The sequence below is a fragment of the Mesorhizobium sp. M7A.F.Ca.US.014.04.1.1 genome (assembly GCF_003998745.1).
Classification (GTDB): Bacteria; Pseudomonadota; Alphaproteobacteria; order Rhizobiales; family Rhizobiaceae; genus Mesorhizobium; species Mesorhizobium ciceri.
The window spans coordinates 1-1773 of the sequence record NZ_RZRW01000857.1; the positions used below are offsets into that span (position 1 = coordinate 1).

1 protein-coding gene and 1 pseudogene are annotated in these 1773 nt (G+C 62.4%); both read right to left on the reverse strand.

Annotated features, from left to right (window positions below):
* A pseudogene (locus EOA22_RS32370) lies at positions 1-419 on the reverse strand (DsbA family protein); the annotation flags it as partial.
* Positions 420-480: 61 nt separating this feature from the next.
* On the reverse strand, positions 481-1773 hold a 1293-nt coding region (locus tag EOA22_RS32375; RefSeq protein WP_164756135.1), incomplete at its 5' end, for a M48 family metalloprotease.

Genomic DNA, 1773 nt, shown 5'->3' on the forward strand with positions numbered 1-1773 from the left:
GTATTGGTCAGCGCCTTCATGTCGTCGATGGCACGTTTGCAGAAGCCGCAATTATAGTCGTAGAACTCGACGATGGTGACCTTGCCGGTCGGATTGCCGACGACGCCGTCGAAGGCGGAGTTGAAAATCTGGTCCTTGGCATCCTTGATCACGCCGAGATGAGCGATGCGCTGCTCTTCCTTCTGCTTGGCCTCAAGCGCGTCCTGGACCTCCAGAAGAACTTCCGGGTTTTTCAACAAATAGTCGCGGATGATGCCTTCGACCTCGGTGCGGTCGATCTTGGTATCGGCCGCCGCCGTCTCGACCGGCTGTGCGGTCCCGGCCTTGGCGATCTGCGGGTTTCCGGCAACGAATCCGAAAGCCAGCATGGCCAGAGCGACCGCAACCCCCGTGGTGCCCAGCAGCAGTGCCTTTTTCATCGTTCCTGTTCCTTCTGCCTGTTTTCCGGTCTGGCTATGTCGTGGCGCGGGGCCGGAAGGTTCACTTGATCTTGGTTGATGGCTTGTAGTTTATGATATCCTGGGCGCGAAGCCAGCGCGGCTCGCCGCGTTTCATCTGCTGCTGCGCCCGCATGGCGAAAATCTTCGCATCCTTGTAGTTGCCGGAATAGAAATGGCTTTCAGCGGTGGCAAGTTCAGCGCCAGGTATGTCGCCCAACTCGCCATAGGCCTGCGCCAGATAGCGATATCCGGCTGAATTTTCCTTGTCGCGACCGAGGCCATTGTTGATCTGCACGACGGCTTTTTTGAGGGAGTCGGGCGTGCCGACGGCCATCAGCGCCTGGCCCACGGACACTGGCAGCAGACCGGACCGAGCCGAATCGAGGCTGACCGCCTTGGCATAGGCGTCCGCGGCTTCCTTGGGTTTGTTGGCTTTCATCAGGATGTCGCCGCGCAGTTCCTGGAAGTAGGCATTCTTCGGTTGCGCTTTGATCAGTGCAGTGGTCTTGGCGAGGGCGGCGGCGATGTTGCCGAACAGGTAGGTCGACTGGGCGTCGCCGTACTGGGCGGCGAGGGTTCCTTGCATCTTTCGCATCAGCCGGGACGCGGCCGCCTGGCCTTCCATGTAAACGGCGATCTTCACCCGCATCATGTCATGGCGCTGCTGCAGCGCGGGCGGGTCCGGCCTGTCGACATTGGGGTCCTGTTTCACCAGCACTTCGAGATTGGCGATGCGGTCCTGCGGCATCGGATGGCTGATCCGATACGGATCGACCTGGGCGCCCGAAAGCGAAAGTGCGGTCTGGAAGCGGCGGAATGTCTTCAGCATGCCCATGCCGGACTGGCCGGTGGCGTTGAGATAGGTGATCGCCGAGCGGTCGGCCGTCATCTCCTCGGTGCGCTGATAGGCGAGGATGCTGCGCTGTGCCATTTCGCCGCCGCCGGCAGCCACGCCCATGCCGGCGCCGGCGAGACCGCGGCTGCTGGTTGTGGCACCGGCGACAATGGCGCCGGCGCCAAGCAATGTCGCGATGACGGCCATCGTCTTGGCTCGTTCGAGCTGGTCGCGCAGCTTCTGCTGGTGGCCGCCGGCAATATGACCGGCTTCGTGCGCGATGACGCCGATGATCTCGTTGGGCGTTTCAGCCGTCATCAGCGCGCCGGTGTTGATGAACAGCCGACGCCCGGTGACGAAGGCGTTGAAACTCTGGTCGTTGACCAGGACGATGTCGATGCCGTCATTCGCCAGGCCGGCCGCCCTGAAGATCGGCCGCGCGTAATCGCGCACCAGCGCCTCGATCTCGGCGTCGCGCACCACCGCCACGTTCTGGGC